This window comes from Paenirhizobium daejeonense (genome assembly GCF_014280875.1).
Taxonomy (GTDB): domain Bacteria; phylum Pseudomonadota; class Alphaproteobacteria; order Rhizobiales; family Rhizobiaceae; genus Allorhizobium; species Allorhizobium daejeonense.
Window position 1 is genome coordinate 410,705 of the sequence record NZ_JACLAL010000001.1, and the last position, 20,005, is coordinate 430,709.

The 20,005-nt window shown below is 62.0% G+C and carries 21 protein-coding genes; 12 read left to right on the top strand and 9 right to left on the bottom strand.

Annotation, left to right across the window (positions count from 1 at the left end; all coding sequences use genetic code 11):
* The first annotated feature begins 34 nt into the window (after nt 1–34).
* Genes choX through H4I99_RS01930 form a run of 3 tightly spaced genes read left to right on the top strand, consistent with a single transcriptional unit; the run spans nt 35 to nt 2,902 of the window.
* On the top strand, nt 35–973 hold the full coding sequence (gene choX, locus H4I99_RS01920) for a choline ABC transporter substrate-binding protein (RefSeq protein WP_244624840.1): 939 nt from the start codon (nt 35–37) through the stop codon (nt 971–973).
* Nucleotides 973–1,845 (top strand): alpha/beta fold hydrolase, encoded by an 873-nt coding sequence (locus tag H4I99_RS01925; RefSeq protein WP_163904096.1) that lies wholly within the window; start codon nt 973–975, stop codon nt 1,843–1,845. Before choX ends, H4I99_RS01925 begins: the two co-directional genes overlap by 1 nt.
* A gap of 49 nt (nt 1,846–1,894) precedes the next feature.
* The gene (locus H4I99_RS01930; protein WP_163904097.1) at nt 1,895–2,902 is read left to right on the top strand and encodes an asparaginase; all 1,008 of its coding nucleotides are present in this window, start codon (nt 1,895–1,897) and stop codon (nt 2,900–2,902) included.
* A gap of 333 nt (nt 2,903–3,235) precedes the next feature.
* Here the strand turns inward: H4I99_RS01930 and H4I99_RS01935 are convergent, their stop codons facing one another.
* A complete protein-coding gene (locus H4I99_RS01935; RefSeq protein WP_163904099.1) occupies nt 3,236–3,985 on the bottom strand; it encodes an SDR family oxidoreductase in 750 nt (249 codons plus the stop codon).
* Nucleotides 3,986–4,083: 98 nt separating this feature from the next.
* On the opposite strand from H4I99_RS01935, the gene H4I99_RS01940 reads away from it, so the two are divergent.
* Nucleotides 4,084–4,998 (top strand): AraC family transcriptional regulator, encoded by a 915-nt coding sequence (locus tag H4I99_RS01940; protein ID WP_163904100.1) that lies wholly within the window; start codon nt 4,084–4,086, stop codon nt 4,996–4,998.
* Nucleotides 4,999–5,002: 4 nt separating this feature from the next.
* Here the strand turns inward: H4I99_RS01940 and H4I99_RS01945 are convergent, their stop codons facing one another.
* A complete protein-coding gene (locus H4I99_RS01945; protein WP_163904102.1) occupies nt 5,003–5,758 on the bottom strand; it encodes a DeoR/GlpR family DNA-binding transcription regulator in 756 nt (251 codons plus the stop codon).
* Between the two features lie 119 nt (nt 5,759–5,877).
* On the opposite strand from H4I99_RS01945, the gene H4I99_RS01950 reads away from it, so the two are divergent.
* On the top strand, nt 5,878–6,234 hold the full coding sequence (locus H4I99_RS01950) for a DUF4406 domain-containing protein (protein ID WP_163904104.1): 357 nt from the start codon (nt 5,878–5,880) through the stop codon (nt 6,232–6,234).
* Nucleotides 6,235–6,577: 343 nt separating this feature from the next.
* Here the strand turns inward: H4I99_RS01950 and H4I99_RS01955 are convergent, their stop codons facing one another.
* Nucleotides 6,578–7,237, bottom strand: a complete 660-nt coding sequence (locus tag H4I99_RS01955) for a glutathione S-transferase family protein (protein WP_163904106.1) — start codon at nt 7,235–7,237, stop codon at nt 6,578–6,580.
* 311 nt (nt 7,238–7,548) lie between these two features.
* On the opposite strand from H4I99_RS01955, the gene H4I99_RS01960 reads away from it, so the two are divergent.
* Complete coding sequence (locus H4I99_RS01960) at nt 7,549–8,112, top strand: DUF2087 domain-containing protein (RefSeq protein ID WP_163904108.1); 564 nt, start codon at nt 7,549–7,551, stop codon at nt 8,110–8,112.
* Here H4I99_RS01960 and H4I99_RS01965 read toward each other — a convergent pair.
* Nucleotides 8,109–9,932, bottom strand: a complete 1,824-nt coding sequence (locus H4I99_RS01965) for a bifunctional diguanylate cyclase/phosphodiesterase (RefSeq protein WP_163906163.1) — start codon at nt 9,930–9,932, stop codon at nt 8,109–8,111. The two genes, H4I99_RS01960 and H4I99_RS01965, sit on opposite strands and share 4 nt — an antisense overlap.
* A 289-nt stretch (nt 9,933–10,221) precedes the next feature.
* Here H4I99_RS01965 and H4I99_RS01970 point away from each other — a divergent pair, with 289 nt between their 5' ends.
* Entirely contained in the window at nt 10,222–10,854 is a 633-nt protein-coding gene (locus H4I99_RS01970; protein ID WP_163904110.1) for a LysE family translocator, read from the top strand.
* A 10-nt stretch (nt 10,855–10,864) separates the two neighbouring features.
* Here H4I99_RS01970 and H4I99_RS01975 read toward each other — a convergent pair whose 3' ends face one another.
* Complete coding sequence (locus H4I99_RS01975) at nt 10,865–12,238, bottom strand: TIGR03808 family TAT-translocated repetitive protein (protein WP_163904112.1); 1,374 nt, start codon at nt 12,236–12,238, stop codon at nt 10,865–10,867.
* 230 nt (nt 12,239–12,468) lie between these two features.
* On the opposite strand from H4I99_RS01975, the gene H4I99_RS01980 reads away from it, so the two are divergent.
* Nucleotides 12,469–12,672: a hypothetical protein gene (locus H4I99_RS01980; RefSeq protein ID WP_163904114.1), complete on the top strand. Its 204-nt coding sequence runs from the start codon at nt 12,469–12,471 to the stop codon at nt 12,670–12,672.
* Nucleotides 12,673–12,937: 265 nt separating this feature from the next.
* Here H4I99_RS01980 and H4I99_RS01985 read toward each other — a convergent pair whose 3' ends face one another.
* On the bottom strand, nt 12,938–13,513 hold the full coding sequence (locus H4I99_RS01985; protein ID WP_163904116.1) for a MarR family winged helix-turn-helix transcriptional regulator: 576 nt from the start codon (nt 13,511–13,513) through the stop codon (nt 12,938–12,940).
* Between the two features lie 124 nt (nt 13,514–13,637).
* Between H4I99_RS01985 and H4I99_RS01990 the strand changes: the two genes are divergently transcribed.
* Nucleotides 13,638–15,185: an MDR family MFS transporter gene (locus H4I99_RS01990; RefSeq protein ID WP_163904118.1), complete on the top strand. Its 1,548-nt coding sequence runs from the start codon at nt 13,638–13,640 to the stop codon at nt 15,183–15,185.
* A gap of 78 nt (nt 15,186–15,263) precedes the next feature.
* On the top strand, nt 15,264–16,091 hold the full coding sequence (locus tag H4I99_RS01995; RefSeq protein ID WP_163904120.1) for a L,D-transpeptidase: 828 nt from the start codon (nt 15,264–15,266) through the stop codon (nt 16,089–16,091).
* A gap of 58 nt (nt 16,092–16,149) precedes the next feature.
* Here the strand turns inward: H4I99_RS01995 and chrA are convergent, their stop codons facing one another.
* Entirely contained in the window at nt 16,150–17,358 is a 1,209-nt protein-coding gene (gene chrA / locus H4I99_RS02000) for a chromate efflux transporter (RefSeq protein ID WP_163906165.1), read from the bottom strand.
* Between the two features lie 4 nt (nt 17,359–17,362).
* Complete coding sequence (locus H4I99_RS02005; protein ID WP_163904122.1) at nt 17,363–17,662, bottom strand: PadR family transcriptional regulator; 300 nt, start codon at nt 17,660–17,662, stop codon at nt 17,363–17,365.
* Nucleotides 17,663–17,978: 316 nt separating this feature from the next.
* Between H4I99_RS02005 and H4I99_RS02010 the strand changes: the two genes are divergently transcribed.
* Complete coding sequence (locus tag H4I99_RS02010) at nt 17,979–18,710, top strand: L,D-transpeptidase (protein ID WP_163904123.1); 732 nt, start codon at nt 17,979–17,981, stop codon at nt 18,708–18,710.
* 96 nt (nt 18,711–18,806) lie between these two features.
* On the opposite strand, the gene H4I99_RS02015 is transcribed toward H4I99_RS02010, so the two are convergent.
* Nucleotides 18,807–19,256 (bottom strand): MarR family winged helix-turn-helix transcriptional regulator, encoded by a 450-nt coding sequence (locus H4I99_RS02015; protein ID WP_163904125.1) that lies wholly within the window; start codon nt 19,254–19,256, stop codon nt 18,807–18,809.
* Between the two features lie 168 nt (nt 19,257–19,424).
* On the opposite strand from H4I99_RS02015, the gene H4I99_RS02020 reads away from it, so the two are divergent.
* On the top strand, nt 19,425–19,847 hold the full coding sequence (locus H4I99_RS02020) for an organic hydroperoxide resistance protein (RefSeq protein ID WP_163904126.1): 423 nt from the start codon (nt 19,425–19,427) through the stop codon (nt 19,845–19,847).
* The last annotated feature ends 158 nt before the right edge of the window (nt 19,848–20,005 follow it).

Below are 20,005 nucleotides of genomic sequence, written 5' to 3' on the forward strand. Positions count from 1 at the left end.
TAAATTATCCATATGGACAATAAAGGGGAGCAGCATGTTCAAGCCTATGGGAATATCGGTGCTGGCCATCGCCTTGCTGGGGTCGAGCCATCTCGCGTTCGCCGCCGATCCGGCCTCGTGTCGGGCGGTGCGCATGGCGGAACCCGGCTGGAACGACCTTGCCTTCACCACCGGGATCGGCATGACCCTGCTCAAGGGACTCGGCTACGAACCCTCAACCAACATGCTCGGCGTCGAGGTGATCTACCGCAGCCTTGAAAACAAGGATCTCGACGTGTTCCTGGGCTATTGGGAACCGGCCATGGTCAACTACTTCAAGGCCTATCAGGAAAAGGGCAGCGTCGAGACCGTCAGGGTCAATCTGACGGGTGCGAAATACACCTTCGCCGTGCCGGACTACGTCTACGAAGCCGGTGTCCACGACTTCAGCGACCTGCACAAGTTCTCCGACCAGTTCGGCAAGAAGATGTACGGCATCGAGCCCGGCTCCAACCTCACCATGTTCGATGTCATAGCCGATCCGTCCTTCAGCCTTTCGGATTGGGAGGTGGTCGAATCCAGCGAGCAGGGCATGCTGGCAGAGGTCCGCAGAAAGGTGAAGAACAAAGAGTTCATCGTCTTCCAGGGCTGGGCGCCCCATCCGATGAACTCGGCCTTCCAGATCCGTTATCTCACCGGCGGCGATAAGTTCTATGGGCCGGATTATGGTGCCGCGACCGTTTCGACGCATGTTCGCAAGGGTTTTGCCGGGGAATGCCCGAATGTCGCGAAGCTCCTGAACAACCTCGCATTCGATGTCGATTTCGAAAATCGCGGCATGGGTTACCTGATCGATGACGGCATGGGGCCGGAGGAAGCGGCGGTGAAGGCCATCAAGGATGAGCCGCAGCGGCTGGAGGCATGGCTCGCCGGCGTCGAAACCATCGATGGCAAGCCGGGACTGGATGCCGTCAAGGGCGCGCTGGGTCTCTGATGTCCGTGGATCATGCCGGCTGGGAGCAGAAGAAATGCCGCCTGACACTCGCTGACGGGCGGCGTCTGGCCTATGTCCATGAAGCATCCGACGCAGGGGCCGCCGGGCCGTTGCTGGTTCTCCTGCACGGGTTCACCGACAGCAGCCGCAGCCATGCCGAACTTGCGTCATTGCTCTGGCCCCAGTTTTCCCTGCTGATCCCCGATCTGCCGGGCCATGGCTCTTCCGCTGCGCGGCAGTCGCCGGGATGTGATGGGTTTGCCGAAGACGTCGAGGCCCTGCTGGATCATCTTGGACGTGGTGAGGCTATCGTTCTCGGCCATTCCATGGGGGGCGTGGTCGGGGTCGATCTTTGTGCGCGGCTCGGAAAGCGGGCGCAGGGCCTCGTGATCCTGGCAAGCTCGCTCACGCCGCGCCTTGCCGAGGATGGAAACATCTCGACTGCGATCCGGTCCCTGGCGGACCCGATCGATCCCGCCGATCCGTTTTTCGACGAATGGCATGCCTGCGCCCGTCCGGTCGATCCGGAATTTCTTAGCCATGCGCGGCTTGAGGCGGCGGCAATGCAGGCCGCCGTCTGGCAGCGCGTTTTCACCGGGCTCGCGGACGCGAACCGGACCGCGACGGCCGGGCAGGTGACGTGCCCGGTTCTTTGCCTTTCGGGCGAGGATGACCCGCTGTTCGGACCGGAGCATCAGCGGGCGCTGGCGAATGCTTTCGTTTCATCTCCGTCATCGACGGCCGTGGCCTTGCCGGGACGCGGGCACAACATCCATTGGGAAGATGCGGGGCTGGTGGCGCGGATGGTCCGGGAATTCGTCTCCGGCATATCGTTGAACCGGCAGGACACGGCACCGTTGGCAATTTCCTGAATGCGGGCTATCACGCTGTCTCGTTCACATCGTTCTCTCGAGGCAAGTCATGCACACCCCCGTCACCGTCGAAGTTACCCGAGGCAAACTGGTCGAGAGCCGTCATCGCGGTCTGGCCGTGGTGGTGGATGGAGATGGCAATGTCGTCTATTCCGCCGGTGAGATCGAGACGCCGACCTTCCCCCGCTCGTCCTGCAAGGCCATGCAGGCGCTGCCGCTGATCGAAACCGGTGCCGCTGATGCCTATGGCTTCGGCAATAAGGAACTGGCGCTTGCCTGTTCCTCTCATTCCGGCGAGGACGAGCATGTGGCGCTGGCCGCCTCCATGCTGAAGCGGGCAGGGCGGGACGAAAGCGTGCTGGAATGCGGCGCCCACTGGTCCTTCGAGCAGAAGACGCTGATCCATCAGGCCCGCACGCTCGAAAAGCCGACCGCCCTTCACAACAATTGCTCCGGCAAGCATTCCGGCTTCATCTGCGCCTGCTGCCATGCCGGCGACGATCCGCGCGGCTATGCCGGTTACGAACATCCGCTGCAGGTGGAAATCCGCGCCGTGATGGCCGACCTGACCAGCACGCCGCTATCACGCGACAATTGCGGCACCGACGGCTGCTCGATCCCGACCTATGCCGTTCCGCTCGTCGATCTCGCCCGCGGCTTCGCCAAGATGGCGACCGGCAACGGCATCGGGCCGCAACGTGCGGCAGCCTCGAAACGCCTGATCGAGGCCTGCATGGCCGAACCCTTCTATGTCGCCGGCACCGGCCGCTTCTGCACCCGCCTGATGCAGGTCGCGCCCGGCAAGATCTTCGCCAAGACCGGCGCTGAAGGTGTGTTCTGCGCCATCCTGCCGGAAAAGGGGCTATCGCTCGCCGTCAAGTGCGAAGACGGCGCAAGCCGCGCCGCCGAAAGCATGATCGCCGCCCTTCTAGCCCGCTACTTCGAAAAGGACAGCGCCGAGCACGCGGCCCTGATGGGCATGGCCAACCACTCCATGCACAACTGGATCGGCCTGCACGTCGGCGATGTCCGCGTTACCAACGTGCTGTTCGACTGAGGTTCGGCCTATCCGCTGACCTGTGCCGAGCCGCGTGAACCGAGCCTTCGCCCTCAAGCGGGAGGAGACGAAGCGAAGGCGTTGCAGCATTCTTAACCCTCCCCCTTGTGTGGGGGGCGGCAGGTGGGAGGGGGTTTGCTACGGAGCTAAGCCCCCCAAACCCTCCCCACAAGGGGGAGGGGCTCCACGCCCATGCCTTGATTTGCGATTGAACTGCTGCTGCCGGATGAGGGGTCGCCATTCAACGATCTACTGCCGTTTCACCGAATTACTTGCGGGCGTCTATGAATCCGGCAAGGCCCGCTCGTATTGTTTCTGCAACCACTCGTCTGACTATCCCGCAAGCGCAACCGCATCCGCACCCGCCGGAATGCGCATGGGAGACGATGGATCGGTCGCGGCACGCCAGATCGCCTGAGCGACGTCAGCTGCGTGGGTGATGTCCGCCTCTCCCTGCTGCTCCCACGCGGCAAACACGGATTTGACCACTGAGGCATAGGCTTCCGGGAAGCCGCCATGTTCCTGTATCCTTGACCGGGCGTTGTCACCGAAACTGGTTGCCGGTGCACGACCGGGCAGGACGATCTTCATGCGCACGTTGAAGGGCTCGAGTTCCAGCGCGGCAACGTCGGTGAAGGCATTCACGGCCGCCTTGCTGGCGGTATAGACCGAAAGCAGCGGCAGGGGCATCAGCGTCACGCTCGATGTCACGTTGATGACGACGCCTTGCCTGCGCTCCCGAAACTGCGGCAGCACCGCCTGCGTCATCGCGATGGTGCCAAGAGTGTTGGTCTCGAAGATGTCGCGCACGACCTCCATAGGTGTTCCCTCGACAGCATTCAGCCAGCCTATGCCGGCATTGTTCACCAGAACGTCGATCGGGCCGGCTGCCTCGACGGCGTTGCGGATGCTGACGGCATCCGTGACGTCGAGAGCGAGGATGCCGAGGTTTTCCGAAGGAGGCAGGATGTCCGCGCGCGGGTTGCGCATGGTCGCCACGACCCTCCAGCCCTTTTCGAGAAAGAACTTTGCGGTTTCCAGTCCGAACCCGGAGGATGCTCCGGTAATGAGAACGGTCTTCATGCTTCTTTTCCTTTTCAATATCGGATGAAAGAAGGGTAGATCGTTCTGGTGATGCGATACATAATGCATCGTCCGTCAAACATTATCAGGAGTGTCGTTTGAGCGATCCGCTCGCCGAGATGGTCACATTGCTGCAGCCGAGCGCGGGCTTGTCCAAAGCGGTCAGCGGCGGCGGCGTCTGGAGCGTCACCCGCGATGGTCCGGGAAACCCGTTCTATTGCGTGGTGATCGAGGGCGCTTCCCGCCTCGCGGTGGATGGCAACGCCCCAGTCGAACTGCGCGCGGGTGATTTCGTGCTGGTTCCCGGCATGCACAATTTCACCATGTCGGGCAGCGGGGAGACGCTGGATGGGACGGTCGATCCGCGCACGATCACCCGGCTTCCGGGCGAGATCAGGCACGGCGATCCGCATGCGCCCGCCAATGCACGGCTGCTGGTCGGGCATTTTTCCTTCGGATCGCCGGATGCGGAACTGCTCCTGTCCCTGCTGCCGAGGTTCTTTCATATCCGCGGAGACGAAAGGCTGTCGGCCCTCGTCGGGCTCGTGACCGACGAAGCCCGAAACGAAAGGCCGGCGCGCGAGATGATCCTCGCCCGGCTGCTGGAAGTGCTGCTCCTGGAGACGCTGCGCTCGACCTCGGGTGAGGCGGCACCCCACGGCATTCTGCGCGGCCTCGGCGACGAGCGCCTCGCACCCGTCATCCGCCTGCTTCACGAACATCCGACCCGGGAATGGACAATGGAACAACTGGCGGGCGAAGCCGCGCTCTCCCGATCCGCATTCTTCAAGCGCTTCCGCCGCGCCATGGGCGTGGCGCCCATGGAATACCTGATTTCCTGGCGGATGACGCTGGCGAGAAACCTTCTCACGAAGGGCAATATCGGCATTCAGGAAATCGCCGAACGGGTCGGCTACCGCTCCGCCAGCGCTTTCAGCACAGCCTTCACCCGCTTCGCCGGACTTCCGCCATCAAGATACGTTTCGGCGGGCATCGAAGCTCGAAGCTCCTGAGACCTCACCCCTCGATCACCTCGGTCCCTGCCTCGCGATAGGGTGCGAGCCGTTCCGCGTCCATGCCTGAGGGTACGATCAGGCCGGCGATGTTCGAGAGCGGCGCGATCAGGCAGGGTGAGAGCGCGCCGATCTTCTCTTCGGTCACCGGCACGTAGGTTTCGGCGCTCGCCGTCAGGATATGCCGCTTGATTGCCGCTTCCTCGAAATCGCCGGTCGAGAGACCGTGTGAGGGATGCACGGCGGTAACCCCGAGAAAGAAGATGTCGGGGCGGATCGCGTCGATGGCGGTCATCGCCGCCGCACCCACCGCCACCATGGAATGCTTGTAAAGCCGCCCGCCGATCAGGATCACCTCGATCTGCCGGTGATGTTCGAATTCGGCGGCAATCGTCGGCGAATGGGTGGCGACGGTCAGCGGCATGTCCTTCGGCAATCGCCGGGCGATCTCGGCCGTCGTCGTGCCGCCATCGAGGAAGATCATCTGCCCCGGCTTCACAAGGGCTGCCGCGCGTGCGCCGAGCGCTGCCTTTTCCCTCGTGGAAACGCTTTGGCGGGCGGAAAAATCCGGCAGCTCGGGCGTAACAGGCAGCGCCCCGCCATGCACCCGTCGCAGCAATCCCGCCGTTGCCATATCGCGCATGTCCCGCCGGATCGTGTCTTCAGAAACCGAAAGCTCTTTGGCCAGTTCGCTCGCCAGCGCGCGGCCTGTCAGTCGCAAGGTTTCGAGAATATGGGCGCGGCGCTGATCGGTAAGCATGCGGCTTCCTGCGTTTTTGTCTGTGTATTTGCGTTATAATGCATGAAATGATTCGACATTCCAGAAAATTCGTGCAGATTCACGCATGTTTCAGCAATGCGACATGAAAGGAGCACGAAATGCTGATATTGATTGCAGGTCCCTACCGGTCGGGAACGGGGGATGATCCCGCGAAGATGGCCGAAAACCTGAAGCGCCTGGAAGCGCCGTCCCATGCCCTGTTCAGGGCCGGTCACGTGCCGATGATCGGAGAGTGGGTGGCGCTGCCGGTCTGGCATGCGGCGGGCGGCAAGAGCGTTGGTGACGATCTCTACGAGGAGATATTCCACCCGGTCGCGGGCCGTCTTCTTCAACTTTGCGAGGGTGTGCTGCGCCTGCCGGGCGCTTCCAAGGGGGCGGACAACGACGTGCGGATCGCCAACGAGCGCGGCATTCCGGTCTGGCACCGGCTGGAGGACGTGCCGGGCTGCGCCTGAGTGTTACCGTCTGCCTGTGGCAGGCGAGGTAACGCCTTGGCTGGATAAAAGGCGAGGGAGGACCAAAGGCCTCCCTCAGCTTACTGACAAAGTCTCGTATCGATCGTCGAGGCTCCCGTCTCCGTCATGCCGGACTTGTTCCGGCATCCAGCGGCGCGATGTCCATCGCGCAAAACACTCTTTTGCGATCAGGGACTTGATCGCGCTGGATCCCGGCTCAGGGCCGGGATGACGACCTTGGGGGAGCGTCGGCGGACCCAAGGATATGTCCGAAAGGGCGCTCGCCAGCGCCCCGAAAAAGGCCGGAAGGCCTCCTCTTTCCGGTTCGCAAGGAGGGAGGCCCTTATTCCTGTTCGTCGGCGCGGGTCAGCCACATGGCCTTGAAGGCCGGGCGGTCCTGGCAGCGCTTCAGCCATGCGGCGACATGCGGATGCTCTTCCATCAGCGGTTGGTAGGGCTGGGCATAGCGGACGATTTCCGCCACGTTCAGGTCCGCGACGGTGAAGCGGTTGCCGACGAGGTAGTCGTGGGTGGAAAGCTGCTTTTCCAGCACGCCGAAGGAGCGCTTCAGGAGGCGGCTGACGGCATCGGCTTCCGCCTTGCCGGCATCGGTGCCGAGCCGTCCCTCGGCATTGGCCGTCGAGATCTTCAGCGCATTGAGTTCGATCTCGGTCGCCGCGAAGAACGACCACTGGATCATCAACGCATCCTCGGCGAGATCCTTGGGCGAAAGCGGACCGCCATGCTTCTTGGCGAGGTAGAGGTTGATCGCGAGGCTTTCGGTGAGCTTCAGCCCGTCATCGTCGATGGTGGGGATGGCCCCCATCGGATTGACCGCCAGAAACTCCGGCGAACGGGTGTTGATCCGCGCGTCCACGGCCAGCGGATCGGCAAGCTTGCGGGCCTGGATGACAGGCACCTGCTTGAAGGTGAGGCCAAGCTCTCCGGCCAGCCAGAATGTGCGTGTCGCGCGTGATTTGTAGACGCCGTAGATGGTCAGCATGATTTCTTCCCTGTTGGTGCGGGCCGAAGGCTATCCGTCTGCCGTTCGGATGAAAAGCTCAACCGCTGTGATCCGCACATGAATTCTAATGATGGAAATGCCGCAATCGTTGACTTCGAGGAGCCGAAATTTTATGGATTTGCTTCGGGTCCGCAGTTCACCCAGGCGTCACCGCCCCGAAAGGGGAGCTAAACCTGACTTTTCGATTTTCACGACAGCCACTTTTCCAGTGCCCGGTCGGAAGTCGGTGACCACCGAATACCCTGGTTTTTCCAGTCTGGTTTTCTGGGCACGATATCGAGGAAAAGACGATGTCGCGTATCATTCATGCCTATGAGGCGCCCGATCTTTCGGCCCTTGCCCGCACGATCAAGCGGGAGCTCGACGCCCGCGCGGAAAAGCCCGGTCATGTCGAGATCCTGAACATCCTGTCGCGCGCGGCAGGCTATCGCAATTATCAGCATCTGAAGGCGGCAAGGGCCGCCGAAAGCCGCATGGCCGAACCACTCGCGGAAGCGCCTGTGGTCGATTTCCAGAAGGTGGAGGTTGCCGCGCGCTGTTTCGATGCGGCGGGTGAGCTGGCTCGCTGGCCGGCCAAGACCAGCCTGCAGCAGCTTTGCCTCTGGCGGCTGTGGTCCGAATTCCCGGCTGGGGAAGAAATGACTGAGAGGCAGGTCAATGACCTTCTGAAACGCCGCCATGCCTTCGGCGATCATGCGCTCCTTCGCCGCGAGATGGTCAATCAGAGGCTTCTTTCGCGCACTGCCGATTGCCGGGTTTATCGAAGGGTCGAACGCCAGCCGCCACCGGATGCGCTGGCGCTCATCCGCCTTGCGCCGTCGCCTGTTCCGAAGGGGCAAGATAGAGGGAGTTAACCGGTCGCGCCGAGAAGGGAGGGGCAGGAAGGGTGTGGCTGGGCTGTGCCCCGTTCTTTCAGCAGGGAGGCAATCTCGGCGCGGTCGACGGCTCGGGAGAAGAGGAAACCTTGTCCGTCGGTGCAGCCGAGCTCCTGAAGCGAGCCGAGCTGTTCCGTTGTCTCAATGCCCTCCGCCGTGACCTTGATGCCAAGACCATTGGCGATGTCGATGAGGCCCTTGATGATGACTGCGCCCGCGTGGTCGCCGATCATGCGCTGAACAAAAGTCTTGTCGATCTTGATGATATCGACAGGCACCGTCAACAGATGGGTGAGAGAGGCGAACCCGGTGCCGAAATCGTCGAGCGCAACCGCCATGCCGGTCGCCCGCAGCGCGCGGATCTGGCAGGCGACGATCTGGTCGCGCTGGTCGAGATAGACGGATTCCGTAATCTCCACGATCACCTTGTCGAGTGGCACGCCCCGTTCACCGAAAGCCGTCGATATGCGTGAGGCAAGGCCTCCGCGATAGAAATCCGCAGCTGCGAGGTTGATGCCGATCCGCCCGAAGGCAATACCGTCGTCCAGCCAGCGGCGCGCGTCATCCGCGACCTTGGCAAGCATGCAGTCGGTCAGCTGGAATGCGATATTGGCGTCCTTCGTCGCCTCGTGGAAATAACCGGCGGCGATCACATCGCCGGCGTGGGTCTTGAGGCGGCAAAGCGCCTCGAGGCTCACCACTCGGCCCGTCGCCAATTCGATGACCGGCTGATAATAGGCGTCGATACGCTCTTCGCGAAGAGCCTCGGTAACGTCCTGAATGGCGCGAAAGCGTTTGGCGATGGCGGTGCCGAGCCCCGGCACGAATTCGATATAATTGCCGCGCGCCCGCTCCTTGGCATGGTAGAGCGCATAGTCGGCATTCTGGCGAACCTGCTGGGCGCTTTCCCCGGCGAGCGCCATGGCGCCTCCGATGGTGACGGATGGGTAAATGGTATGATCGGCGCAGATGCATGGGGGCTTGATCGCCGCAATCAGGCGTTCGGCGACCTCGCCCGGGGTGGTGCCGCCGGCGGTGCAGACGATGACGGCGAATTCATCGCCACCGAGCCGGAATACCAGGCTCGGCTCGCAAATCTCGGCCATACGCGCGGCAACCGTGCGGATCAGGTCGTCGCCGGCGAGATGACCGAAGGTGTCGTTGACCAGTTTCAGATTGTCGATGTCGGCGAGCAGGATAGCCCAGGAGTTGCCGCTATCGTCATGTTCGGCCACCACTTCGTTGAATCGGCTGCGATTGGGAAGCTGTGTCAATGCATCCGTTTCGGCGAGTCTGCGCCGCTCTGCCACGCGCTGATCGCGCTCGATGGCGATAGCGCAGAGATGCACGCTGGCCTCGACGATCTTTCTCTCCAGGGGCGAGGGACCACGGGTCTTGCGGAAGTAGAATGCGAAGGTACCGAGCACCTTGCCGGACGTGATGATCGGCGTTGACCAGCAGGCAACCAGCCCGACGGAGAGCGCCAGATGCTTGTAATTTGCCCAGTAGGGATGGGTAGAAATGTCGGTCACGGTCACCGGCTTGCCGGTGAAGGCCGCTGTACCGCAGGAGCCCACTTCCGGACCGATCTGCACACCATCGATTGCGGCAGCATATTGCGCTGGCAGCGAGGGGCCGGCCAGATGCCGCAGGCGGTTCTGAGGATCGATCATCAGAACCGAGCACACGATATCGGGAATGGTCGCCTCGACATTCCGGCAGAGGAAATCGACTGTTTCCTGCAGCGGAGTGCCGGTTGCGATCATTTCGAGAATGGCATTCTGCAGTTTTGTAAACATGGCGATCGGAATGTGTTGCTCTGATCGCATGCAAACATATCTGCCTTAAGCAGTTCTTACGTTTATTCGAAAATTGTGGAGAGAGGCCAAGTTCTTCCGGATTTATCCTTGGTGGAATAAGAGTGAAATTGTAACATTTCTGTGAGTTTAGACTGTCTGATCCGTCTTGATCGATTGACCGGCCTTTCGCAGGATTCGGTCTCCCCACACGGCTGCTCTTGACCGACCTGGTGGAATGCTGTTCGCCTGTTTTGAGAACACCGGTTGCGACGAAGCAAGGAAAGGGTGAATGCCGTCTCTCGATGTACTGCTTGCTTTCCTCGTGACCACCGCGCTCTTCGCCTTCATCCCCGGGCCGGCGATGCTCTACGCGGCCGCCCGCACCATGGCCGGCGGGCGCAGGGCTGGATTCATGGCGGTACTCGGCATTCATATCGGTTCCTATGCGCATATCTTCGCTGCCGCGGCCGGATTGTCGGTGCTGTTTCATGCGGTTCCGGTGGCCTTCATGCTGGTGAAGCTCGCGGGCGCGCTTTATCTGATCTGGCTTGGCATTTCGCTCTTCCGCTCCAAGGATGCGCAGACAGGAGAAGTCTCCCACAGCAAGGGCGGTTTATCGGGCAGGGCCTTCGTGCAGAGCGTTACCGTCGAGGTGCTGAACCCCAAGACGGCCATTTTCTTCATGGCCTTCCTGCCGCAATTCGTCGATAGCGGCGCATCGCTTCCGGTCTGGGCGCAGTTCGCCATTCTCGGGCTGCTGGTGAATGCCATGTTTACCTTCGCCGATATCGTCAGCGTCCTGCTGGCCGGGATGATCGTGGCAAGGCTGAAGCAGTCCGGTCCCGCCCGGAAACTGGTCCAGCGGGCAGGTGGCACCATCCTTGTCGGGCTCGGCACTCATCTGGCACTGCAGAGAAGCTGACCGTTATCCCTTACGAGCGCCGGTTGCCCTCGATGGTGAGGTGCGGAAAGCTTTCCTTGCCGTCGATCAGTTCGCCGGTCGCCTTGTCGTTCCAGCGATAGCCGAGTATGGCCCCGGCCGGAGCCTCGGAGATGATGTTGCCGGAAATGACGACGTCGCCGGAACCCTCGACCACCGAGACGGCGATGCCGGCCCGACCGGCCTTGCGGATCACGTTGCTGGTGGCGACGATGTTGTGCAGATAGGGACCCCAGCCCAGCATCAGCCCCCATTTCGGCGCGTTTTCGATCACGTTGCCGGAGACGACCGTATCGGCCTCCACGGCGATACCGAAGCCGAAACCCGCGCCGTCATGCACATAGGGGCCGGTTTCGGAGAGGTTGCGGACAATATTGCCTGTTACACTCGCAAGCCGGCCACCCTGGTCGAGATTGACGACCAGAATACCGCACGCTGCCCCGTCGATGAGGTTGTCGGCGATCAAGGCACCTTCGAAGGAGAATTCCGCATAGATTGCGGCCTCCCCGGAGCGGAAACACTGGTTGCCGCTGATTGTGGCATTGGAGGCCGAATTCGCCCGTATGGCGGAAAAGGCGCAGTCCGAAACATGATTGCCGCTGACCATCACGTTATCTGCGCGAAAGAGATTGATGCCGTTGCCGTTCTGGCCGGTGCCGCCGTCCCGCGCGCCGATCCGGGTCACGCGATTGCCGGTGACCATGGCGCCGTCCTCGCCTTTCGTCCAGCGATGCACGAGGATGCCGCCATTGCCGCAATCGGCGATTTCATTGTCCGAAAAGGCCATCGCCTTCGTCTCGATGGCCATGACGCCAGCGCCGCCGGCCCCTGTGATGCGGCTGCGTTCCAGCCGCCCGCCGCAGCGCTCGAACTGAATGCCGTGCTTGCGGCTGCCGGAGATCGTGCAATCGCTGATCCTGACATCGCTGACCCCGCGAAAGGCGGCGAGCGCTTCCGTGTAGTCGCCGAGCCAGCGGTTCGCGCCATCGAGCGAGATCCCGGTGAGCGAGACGTGCTTCAGGTCACGGGCGGAAATGAGATGCCCTTCGCCGCCATAGGAGAGCAGGGTGAGGCCAGGCACGCCGGAAAGCTGCGTGCCTTCCCGGAGCTCGATATTGGAGACACGGTAGGTGCCGGCTGGCAGGAAGATCGGCTGGCCGCTGGCCGCAGCCGCATCGATCAGCGCCTGCAGCTTGCGGCTCTGGTTGTCTGTGGCACCCGGCAGAATGCCGGCTTCGCCTGCATCGATTGCGCCGCGAAGATCGGCCTGCGCCAGCAATTGTGCCTTTGCGAGCGCAGGACGCAGCGGATCGATCGCCATGAAGGCGGACGAAAGCCCCATCATCACCGTGCGTCGCCGCAGCATGCCGCCTCCTGTTCAGTATCCGGAACTTGGCGGAAACGACGTTGCGCGGCAAGCACTGCCGCCGATCACGGTTAAGACGGATATGGGTGGTAGAGGAGAGGGGCAATCCAAAGGCAAACGGTGCGACAAAAACGCCATTTTGCCCTGCGGAAAAACCGTTTGAGCCAGATCAATGCTGTGTTGCAAGGAAAGCATAGTTTCAATTTTAGCGATGAACGATGGAGGGTCGGATGTTTCGTCTCGCAGCAGTCTTGTATATTCTCTGTGCCACGGTGTTGGGCGGAGGTGCTGTTACCGCGGTGTTGGCAATGCGCATGATGGAGCCATGGCAGATCGCCGGCGCTTTTATCGCGGGTTGTGTGCTTGCGCTGCCGATTGCGGCAGTGCTGGGAAAGAAGATCTACACCGCGATGAAGCCTCCGGCTGCGGCCTGAGTGCGGCGAATGCACGAGGATACACGGGCGCGTCCAGCTTGCTGGCGTCTCTTTAGGCGGACTGGCGACAGCATATCGTAGCTGCCAACGTGCCCGGCTCCGGCCGGCCTTCTTGGGGGAGGGCCGGCCGGGACACTGTTCCGCCGATTAACGCATTTCCAGCAAAAGTGTTTCGCGGTTTTGCGTACGGAAATGCGTAAAAACAAAGCAGGTAGAGGGTTTTCGCGGTTCGCAGAAACGCGGAAACGTTTTAGCGATAAATTGATTATTTCCGGGAGGCAGATCTTGCCGTTCCATAAGCCATATCATCATCCGCGGCCTGATCCACGTTTTCCGCCTCGAACTGCTGCAGCCGACGGTCGAAGCCGTTGATGAACCTGTCGTAGAGTTCGGCGAAACGTTCGATATCCCCTTGGGGCCAATCCGCAACGATCTCCCGGATCGTCTCGCGCTTCACTTCGTCCACCTTTTCCAGAAGCTTCTGCCCGAACGGCGTGATCACCACGATGGTGCGCCGGGCGTCCTCCTGCGAGACTTCGCGTCTCAAGAGGCCCTGCCGCACGAGATCGGCGACGATCCGGCTTGAGCGGGAAGGATCGACCCGCAATTGCTCGGCAATTGCGCCGATCGTCACTTCCTGTCCGTCCCCGAGTCTGCGCACCATGGCGATGACGTCGAGATGGGATAGCTCCATGCTCGCGCCGACCCGGCTGATCGCCAGCTTGCCGATGAAGCGGCGGCCGATCATCAGCCGCATGCGTCCCATCGAGCGGCCGATAAGGGTGATCGTCTCGTCTATTGCGGGCTCCTGCGAGCCGGTTTGGTCGGTCATGTCGTTCATTCCCAATCCATAGCAGAGATGCGGCGAAGCTCAAAGCAATTTGATGCTATTGTCATATATGTGCGATTGACAAATATTTGCGAAAGTCACATAAACTGACAATCCTCAATCCGGAGCCCCCGTCATGGATGTGAAATCCCCGCAGAAGCTGGCCGCGGAGGCGGCCCGAGCAGAACTCTTCGTTCCGCTGGTGCCGGACCCGCGCATGCGTCTTTTCGTGTTTCTGCTGCTTTTGACGTCGATGTTCATGGCGACGCTCGACAACCAGATTGTCTCCACCGCACTGCCGACCATCGTCGGCGAGTTCGGCGAGCTGGAGCGATTCGCCTGGGTCGGCTCGGCCTACCTGCTGACGACCAGCGCCGTCATGCCGCTCTATGGCAAGCTGGGCGATCTCTTCGGCCGCAAATACGTCATCATGGCCGCGGTGGCGATCTTCACCCTCGGCTCGCTCGTCTGCGGCATGGCGATCTCCATGGATACGCTGATCGCAGCCCGCGTTTTGCAGGCGCTTGGCGGTGGCGGCATCATGGTGTCGATCTTCTCGATCAACGCCGATCTTTTCGAGGCGCGTGAGCGCGCCCGCTACCAGAGCTATGCCAGCCTCGTGCTGATGGCGTCTGGCGCTGTCGGCCCCGTTCTCGGGGGCACGCTGAGCGACCTCTTCGGCTGGCGTTCGATCTTCCTCGTCAACCTGCCGATCGGCATCCTTGTGCTGTGCGGGCTGGCATTTCTCCTGCCGTATCGAAAGCCCCACCGCCGGCCAAAGATCGACTATGCCGGTGCTCTGCTTCTGGCCGGCGCCGTTGCAAGCGTCGTGCTGTGGGCCGATAGCGCCCAGATTTTCGGCTCGCTGGTTGCGCCGCAGAGCCTTGCCGTCGTCGCCTTCGGCGTTGTCTGCGCGCTCGGCTGGGTTTTCGTCGAGCGTCGCGTCGATGAACCCGTGGTTCCACTCTCGCTGTTTGCCAATCCCACGGTCAATCTGCTGCTCGTCATTTCGCTAGTGTCGGGCGCGATCGGCATCGGCTCGGTGAACTACGTGGCGCTCTTCCTGCAGACGACCACCGGCCTGTCGCCGACCGTCGCCGGCCTGTTCTTTATCGCGCTCACCGGCGGCATTGCCACGGGCTCGCTGGCTGCCGGTCGCGTGATCTCGCATACCGGCCTCTACAAGCCTTTCGCCATCGCATCGACCGCAACCGGTGTCGTCAGCATGGCCATCTTCAGTCAGTTGCATGCCGGCACGCCGCTCTTCTTCATCGCCGCCGTCATGCTGCTTCAGGGCATCGGCGTCGGCATCGGCCAGCAAGTGCCGGTGGTCGGCGTGCAGAATGCCGCGTCGCGTAGCGATGTCGGCGCCGCGACCGGAACGGTGACATTGACCCGCATGTCGGGGGCGGCGATCGCCATCTCGATCTACGGGGCTATCATCAGCTCGCACCTCGCCCGCGCGTCCATCGAACTGCCGGGCGGTGTGGATTTCCGCGAACTGACCCCGCGCGTTCTCGCCTCCCTGCCGGATGCGACTCGCGCCGCGATCGCCGAGGTCTATGCCGATGCTTTCCTTCCGTTGTTCCTGACGGCATCCGGAATGATCGGGCTTGGCCTCATCGCCTCGATCATGCTGAAAAACGTACGTTTGCCGGTCGGCAGAAAGGCTGGAAAGGGCTGAAGATTGCGCGGAGGAAAGCTTCGCGCCAGCCGCGTTTGCCAATGTGCCGGAAATTCTGTCGGCTAGAAACGGTGAATCATGGTGTCTCGGCCTTCTTCCACGCGGTCCTCTTCGCGTTCCGCACTCGTCTTGCGGGCTCTCGGCCTTTCCGTCAGCGGCCTTGCGCTCTCCGGCCTGTCGGGCTGCCTGTTCGTGACCGATACGAGCCGGATGAATGTCGACGTCTTCCAGGACGAGGTTGCTCCGGTCTTTTACGATCCGGCCCGCGTTCAGCCTGCGGCCACCCAGCCGGTGCCGCAGAAGCGCGAGTTGTACCAGACACAATTCCATCAGACCTACGGCCTGCCGGTCACCAATCCGTTGCACAAGGTGGTCTACGGGCTCATCAGCGATGAAGGCCACACGCTGCCGGAAATCCCGCTCGATCGCGTCGACGCCCGTTACCTGCGCCAGGAAGTGAGCTACCAGACGGTGGAAGCTCCCGGCACCATCGTCGTCGATACCAAGGCGCGCTTCCTCTATCTCGTGCAGGCCAACGGCAAGGCGATCCGCTACGGCGTCGGCCTCGGCCGCGACGGTTTCGCATGGTCGGGCCGTGGCGTGATCGAAATGAAGCGGAAATGGCCGCACTGGACGCCATCCAATGACATGGTCGAGCGCCAGCCCGATCTTCGCAGCGTTTCCGCCGAGCGCGGCGGTGCTGTAGCCGGCCTCAACAATCCGCTCGGCGCCCGTGCGCTCTACATCTACCAGAACGGCAAGGACACGCTTTACCGCGTGCACGGCACGCCCGACTGGCAGTCGGTCGGCAAGGCAACGTCCTCCGGCTGCGTGCGCATGTTCAATCAGGATGTGATCGACCTTTACGACCGCGTCGGACCCAAGGCGCAGATCGTCGTCATCTGACAGCCGCCGCTGCCGCTCCCCGCATAGCGGCAGCGTTTCCACGCTCTGGGGTTTTCCCTTAGAGGAGGGCCAGTCCCATACCTCCCGCCGCCAGCAGTGCCACGACGATCCAGGGCGGCGTCTTCCACACCACAAGAAGAACGAAACCGGTCAGCGCCAGCGCAAAATCGCGCGGTGCGAGGATCGCGCTTGTCCAGACCGGACTGTAGAGAGCGGCTCCCAGAATACCGACCACGGCGGCATTCGCGCCGCGCATGGCGGCCTGCGCGACCGGTCTCCTGCGAAATTCATCCCAGAACGGCAGCGCGCCGAGAAGCAGCAGGAACCCCGGCAGGAAGATTGCGGCAAGCGCGATGGCGGCTCCGAAGAAGCCGTTCGGTGCCGGTCCCGAAACCGTGCCCAGATAGGCCGCAAAGGTGAAAAGCGGTCCCGGAACCGCCTGTGCCGCACCGTAGCCCGCGAGAAAATCACCGGCGCTGACCCAGCCCCGGTCGACCACTTCCGCCTGCAGCAGCGGCAACACCACATGGCCGCCGCCAAAGACGAGGGAGCCGGCGCGATAAAAGGCGTCGAACAGCGAAAGCCCCTGTGTTCCGGCAGTCGAGGCGATGACGGGCAGCAGGGCGAGCAGCAGGAAGAAGGCTACGAGGCACGCTGCGCCGAAACGGCGCGACACACGAAACGAGAGATGTCCGGTCGTCGTGGCGGGGCCGTTGCGACAGAGCAGCAGCCCGGCAATGCCACCGAGCGCGATGGCACCGATCTGGCTGATAGCGCTTGCCGAAAATACCACGATCAGCACGGCCGCAAGCGCGATGCCCGCGCGCTCGCGATCCGGTGTCAGGCTTTTCGCCATGCCCCACACAGCCTGGGCCACCACGGCCACGGCCACGATCTTCAATCCGTGCAGCAGACCGCTTCCGACAGGGCCGCCGAAGGCTGTCGCGGCCATGGCAAAAGAGATGAGCAGCAGCGCGGAAGGCAGAGTGAAGGCCGCCCATGCGGCCAGCGCCCCGAGCGGACCGCCGCGCAGGAGGCCGAGCGCAAAGCCCACCTGGCTCGATGCCGGTCCCGGCAGGAACTGACAGAGCGCGACGAGATCGCCATAGCCTGCCTCGTCGATCCATTTGCGGCGCACCACGAGTTCGTCGCGGAAATAGCCGAGATGGGCGATCGGGCCGCCGAAGGAGGTCAGGCCGAGCTTGAGGAAAGCCCGGAACACTTCTTCCGGCGTACCCTGCGGATGGTCGGCAACAGCGTCATTCATGGTTTCAGCCGGTGATTTCACGAAACAGTTCCCTTGCCCTTTGACGGGCCATGTCCAGCGCGGCGATCCCGTAGGGTGTGGCGTTGTAGATCCTGCGATGCGTGCGCCCGATCTTCTCGGTGCGGGAGGTGAGATAACCCTTCCTCTCCATGGAGTGCAGCATGGGATAGAGCGTGCCGGCGCTCACCCTGTAACCATGATGCGCCAGCTCCTCGATCATCCACAGGCCGTGCAGGTCGCTCTCGGCAGCGTGATGCAGCACATGCAGCCGGATGAAGCCTGAAAGAAGCTCCTGATGTTCCATTTTCCACCATGAATGGCGCAGCACTCGAAATACGATATCGAAATTCGAGAACAATATCCCGTACTGTCATGACACCGGTATGAATGGTCTTTTATGGCACGGATGCAAGATGAGGGGTGTGCTCTGCCGGTGCATGCGATGCACATGCGCATCGCCTCATGAAAAATTCACTCACCTCTCGCAAAGTTGAGCCGGTCTTCCGTTGCAAGGTTAATACATTCCTGTTGCATTGCATGATATGTCGGAACAAACCGGGTTCGAGCGTCTTGCTCTGCGGTTGTTTCGCGTCGTCTCTGAATAGGAAGTTCCCTTGCCCATGTCGTCTTCGCGCAGCTTTTCCCGCCGCTCCTTTCTGTCGTTATCAGGGTTAGGTGCAGCCAGCCTTCTGGCCGGTTGCGCCTCCACGCGCCCCGTCGTAACTCCGGGCGGTTTTGCCGTGAGCTATCGCGGCGGCCCCGGCAGCCCCGTAATGAGTTCCCCCATGCAGGCGGGTTCGGCCGAACTCGACACCATGTATGGCGAGATCTACGACAACGACTTCGTCATCCCGGCCGTGCCCTACCAGAAGATCGATCCCCGCTACTATCGCCAGCGCGTCGTCGACCCGACCGGCCAGCCGCCCGGCACCATCGTCGTCGATACGCCTTCGCGCTTCCTTTATCTGGTGGAATCCGGCGGCACCGCCATGCGCTACGGCGTCGGCATCGGCCGTGAGGGCTTTGCATGGCAGGGCGCCGGCGTCATCCAGTGGCGTCAGAAGTGGCCGAAGTGGACCCCGCCGGATGAGATGATCGGCCGCCAGCCGGAGCTCGCCAAGTATTCCGCCGCCAATGGCGGCATGCCGCCGGGCCTCAAGAACCCGCTCGGCGCCCGCGCGCTCTACATCTTCCAGAACGGCCAGGACACGCTTTACCGCCTGCACGGTTCGCCGGAATGGAACTCCATAGGCAAGGCGGTCTCTTCCGGCTGCGTGCGCCTGATGAACCAGGACATCATCGACCTCTACGACCGCGTGCCGAACAAGGCCCGCATTCTCGTCTGGCAGTAAGCCGTCGTTCTCCCGTCCGGGAGATCGGTGTACAAGGCGTGCCGTGATCCTTCCTCTCCCCGTCCAAGGGGAGGGGAGGCGGAATGAGCGCTCTCCTCAAGAGAGCGCGTCGAGCTGGTTTTTCAGCATTTTCAGATTGTCGCGCAGGCTTTCCAGTTCTGAGATCGTGCAGCCGGTCGCCTGACCGATGGCGCGCATGACGCCGACAGCCTTTGCCTTCATCGTCCGGCCGCTTTCCGTCAGCATGATGAAGACTTGGCGTTCGTCGACCTTGTCGCGCTGCCGCGTGACGTATCCCGCCTGTTCCAGTCGCTTGAGCAGCGGCGAAAGCGTGCCTGAATCAAGACCGAGGCGTTCGCCGAGCGCCTTCACCTGCAGGCCGTCCTCCTCCCACAGCGCCATCATTGCCAGATATTGCGGATAGGTGAGGCCGAGCGGCTCAAGCAGCGGCTTGTAGGCCCGCGTGAAGGCGTGCGCAGCACCGTAGAGCGCAAAGCAGATCTGCCGATCCAGCTTCAGTTCTTTTTCTAGTTCCTTGTCGTCCATGGCCGATCGAGCCCCTTATCCGTGCGCAGTGGAATTGTCGTCAATTCCGGTTTCGGAAGCAATGTGAAAAAAGATAGTTGCGCACAATTCAATTGTACGATACATAATGCGCATCGCCAACCCGCACAACCCGGTTAGCCGGTCAAACCAGCAAAAGGAGCATACGAAATGGCTATTCTCTATACCGCACAGGCATCCGCCACCGGTGGCCGCGCAGGCCACGCAGTGAGCGACAACGGCGTACTCGACGTCACGCTGACCGTTCCGAAGGAACTCGGCGGCGATGGCGCCACCGGCACGAACCCCGAACAGCTTTTCGCAGCCGGTTATTCCGCCTGCTTCCTCGGCGCGCTGAAGTTCGTCGCCGGCAAGGAAAAGGTGAAGATTTCCGAAGACACCAAGATCACCACCCGCGTCGGCATCGGCCCGCGCGAAGACGGCACCGGCTTCGGCATTGAAGTCGCGATCACTGCCGAGATCCCCGGCATCGAGCACGAAGTTGCCGAAAAGCTGGTAGCAGCCGCCCATATCGTGTGCCCTTACAGCCACGCCATGCGCACCTCCACCGAGGTTCCGGTCTCGGTCGCCTGATTTTCTTCCGGGTCCGCCTTTCGCGGACATCGGAATATCCCAACGGATCCACCGCCAAAGGCCGGCTTCACGCCGGCCTTCAGGTTGTTGACAAAGGTCGTTATTGAAAGCCGAGGCATCCTATTCCGTCATGCCGGGCCTGTTCCGGCATCCAGCAG

What these genes read in the sequence shown, in the direction of transcription:
- H4I99_RS01965 (WP_163906163.1), bottom strand. Translation starts at nt 9,932, where the DNA reads ATGTTTACAAAACTGCAGAATGCCATTCTCGAAATGATCGCAACCGGC.
- H4I99_RS01925 (WP_163904096.1), top strand. Translation starts at nt 973, where the DNA reads ATGTCCGTGGATCATGCCGGCTGGGAGCAGAAGAAATGCCGCCTGACA.
- H4I99_RS02005 (WP_163904122.1), bottom strand. Translation starts at nt 17,662, where the DNA reads ATGGAACATCAGGAGCTTCTTTCAGGCTTCATCCGGCTGCATGTGCTG.
- H4I99_RS02020 (WP_163904126.1), top strand. Translation starts at nt 19,425, where the DNA reads ATGGCTATTCTCTATACCGCACAGGCATCCGCCACCGGTGGCCGCGCA.
- chrA (WP_163906165.1), bottom strand. Translation starts at nt 17,358, where the DNA reads ATGAATGACGCTGTTGCCGACCATCCGCAGGGTACGCCGGAAGAAGTG.
- H4I99_RS01995 (WP_163904120.1), top strand. Translation starts at nt 15,264, where the DNA reads ATGGTGTCTCGGCCTTCTTCCACGCGGTCCTCTTCGCGTTCCGCACTC.
- H4I99_RS01960 (WP_163904108.1), top strand. Translation starts at nt 7,549, where the DNA reads ATGTCGCGTATCATTCATGCCTATGAGGCGCCCGATCTTTCGGCCCTT.
- H4I99_RS02010 (WP_163904123.1), top strand. Translation starts at nt 17,979, where the DNA reads ATGTCGTCTTCGCGCAGCTTTTCCCGCCGCTCCTTTCTGTCGTTATCA.
- H4I99_RS01980 (WP_163904114.1), top strand. Translation starts at nt 12,469, where the DNA reads ATGTTTCGTCTCGCAGCAGTCTTGTATATTCTCTGTGCCACGGTGTTG.
- H4I99_RS01975 (WP_163904112.1), bottom strand. Translation starts at nt 12,238, where the DNA reads ATGCTGCGGCGACGCACGGTGATGATGGGGCTTTCGTCCGCCTTCATG.
- choX (WP_244624840.1), top strand. Translation starts at nt 35, where the DNA reads ATGTTCAAGCCTATGGGAATATCGGTGCTGGCCATCGCCTTGCTGGGG.
- H4I99_RS01990 (WP_163904118.1), top strand. Translation starts at nt 13,638, where the DNA reads ATGGATGTGAAATCCCCGCAGAAGCTGGCCGCGGAGGCGGCCCGAGCA.
- H4I99_RS01955 (WP_163904106.1), bottom strand. Translation starts at nt 7,237, where the DNA reads ATGCTGACCATCTACGGCGTCTACAAATCACGCGCGACACGCACATTC.
- H4I99_RS01930 (WP_163904097.1), top strand. Translation starts at nt 1,895, where the DNA reads ATGCACACCCCCGTCACCGTCGAAGTTACCCGAGGCAAACTGGTCGAG.
- H4I99_RS01970 (WP_163904110.1), top strand. Translation starts at nt 10,222, where the DNA reads ATGCCGTCTCTCGATGTACTGCTTGCTTTCCTCGTGACCACCGCGCTC.
- H4I99_RS01950 (WP_163904104.1), top strand. Translation starts at nt 5,878, where the DNA reads ATGCTGATATTGATTGCAGGTCCCTACCGGTCGGGAACGGGGGATGAT.
- H4I99_RS02015 (WP_163904125.1), bottom strand. Translation starts at nt 19,256, where the DNA reads ATGGACGACAAGGAACTAGAAAAAGAACTGAAGCTGGATCGGCAGATC.
- H4I99_RS01985 (WP_163904116.1), bottom strand. Translation starts at nt 13,513, where the DNA reads ATGAACGACATGACCGACCAAACCGGCTCGCAGGAGCCCGCAATAGAC.
- H4I99_RS01935 (WP_163904099.1), bottom strand. Translation starts at nt 3,985, where the DNA reads ATGAAGACCGTTCTCATTACCGGAGCATCCTCCGGGTTCGGACTGGAA.
- H4I99_RS01945 (WP_163904102.1), bottom strand. Translation starts at nt 5,758, where the DNA reads ATGCTTACCGATCAGCGCCGCGCCCATATTCTCGAAACCTTGCGACTG.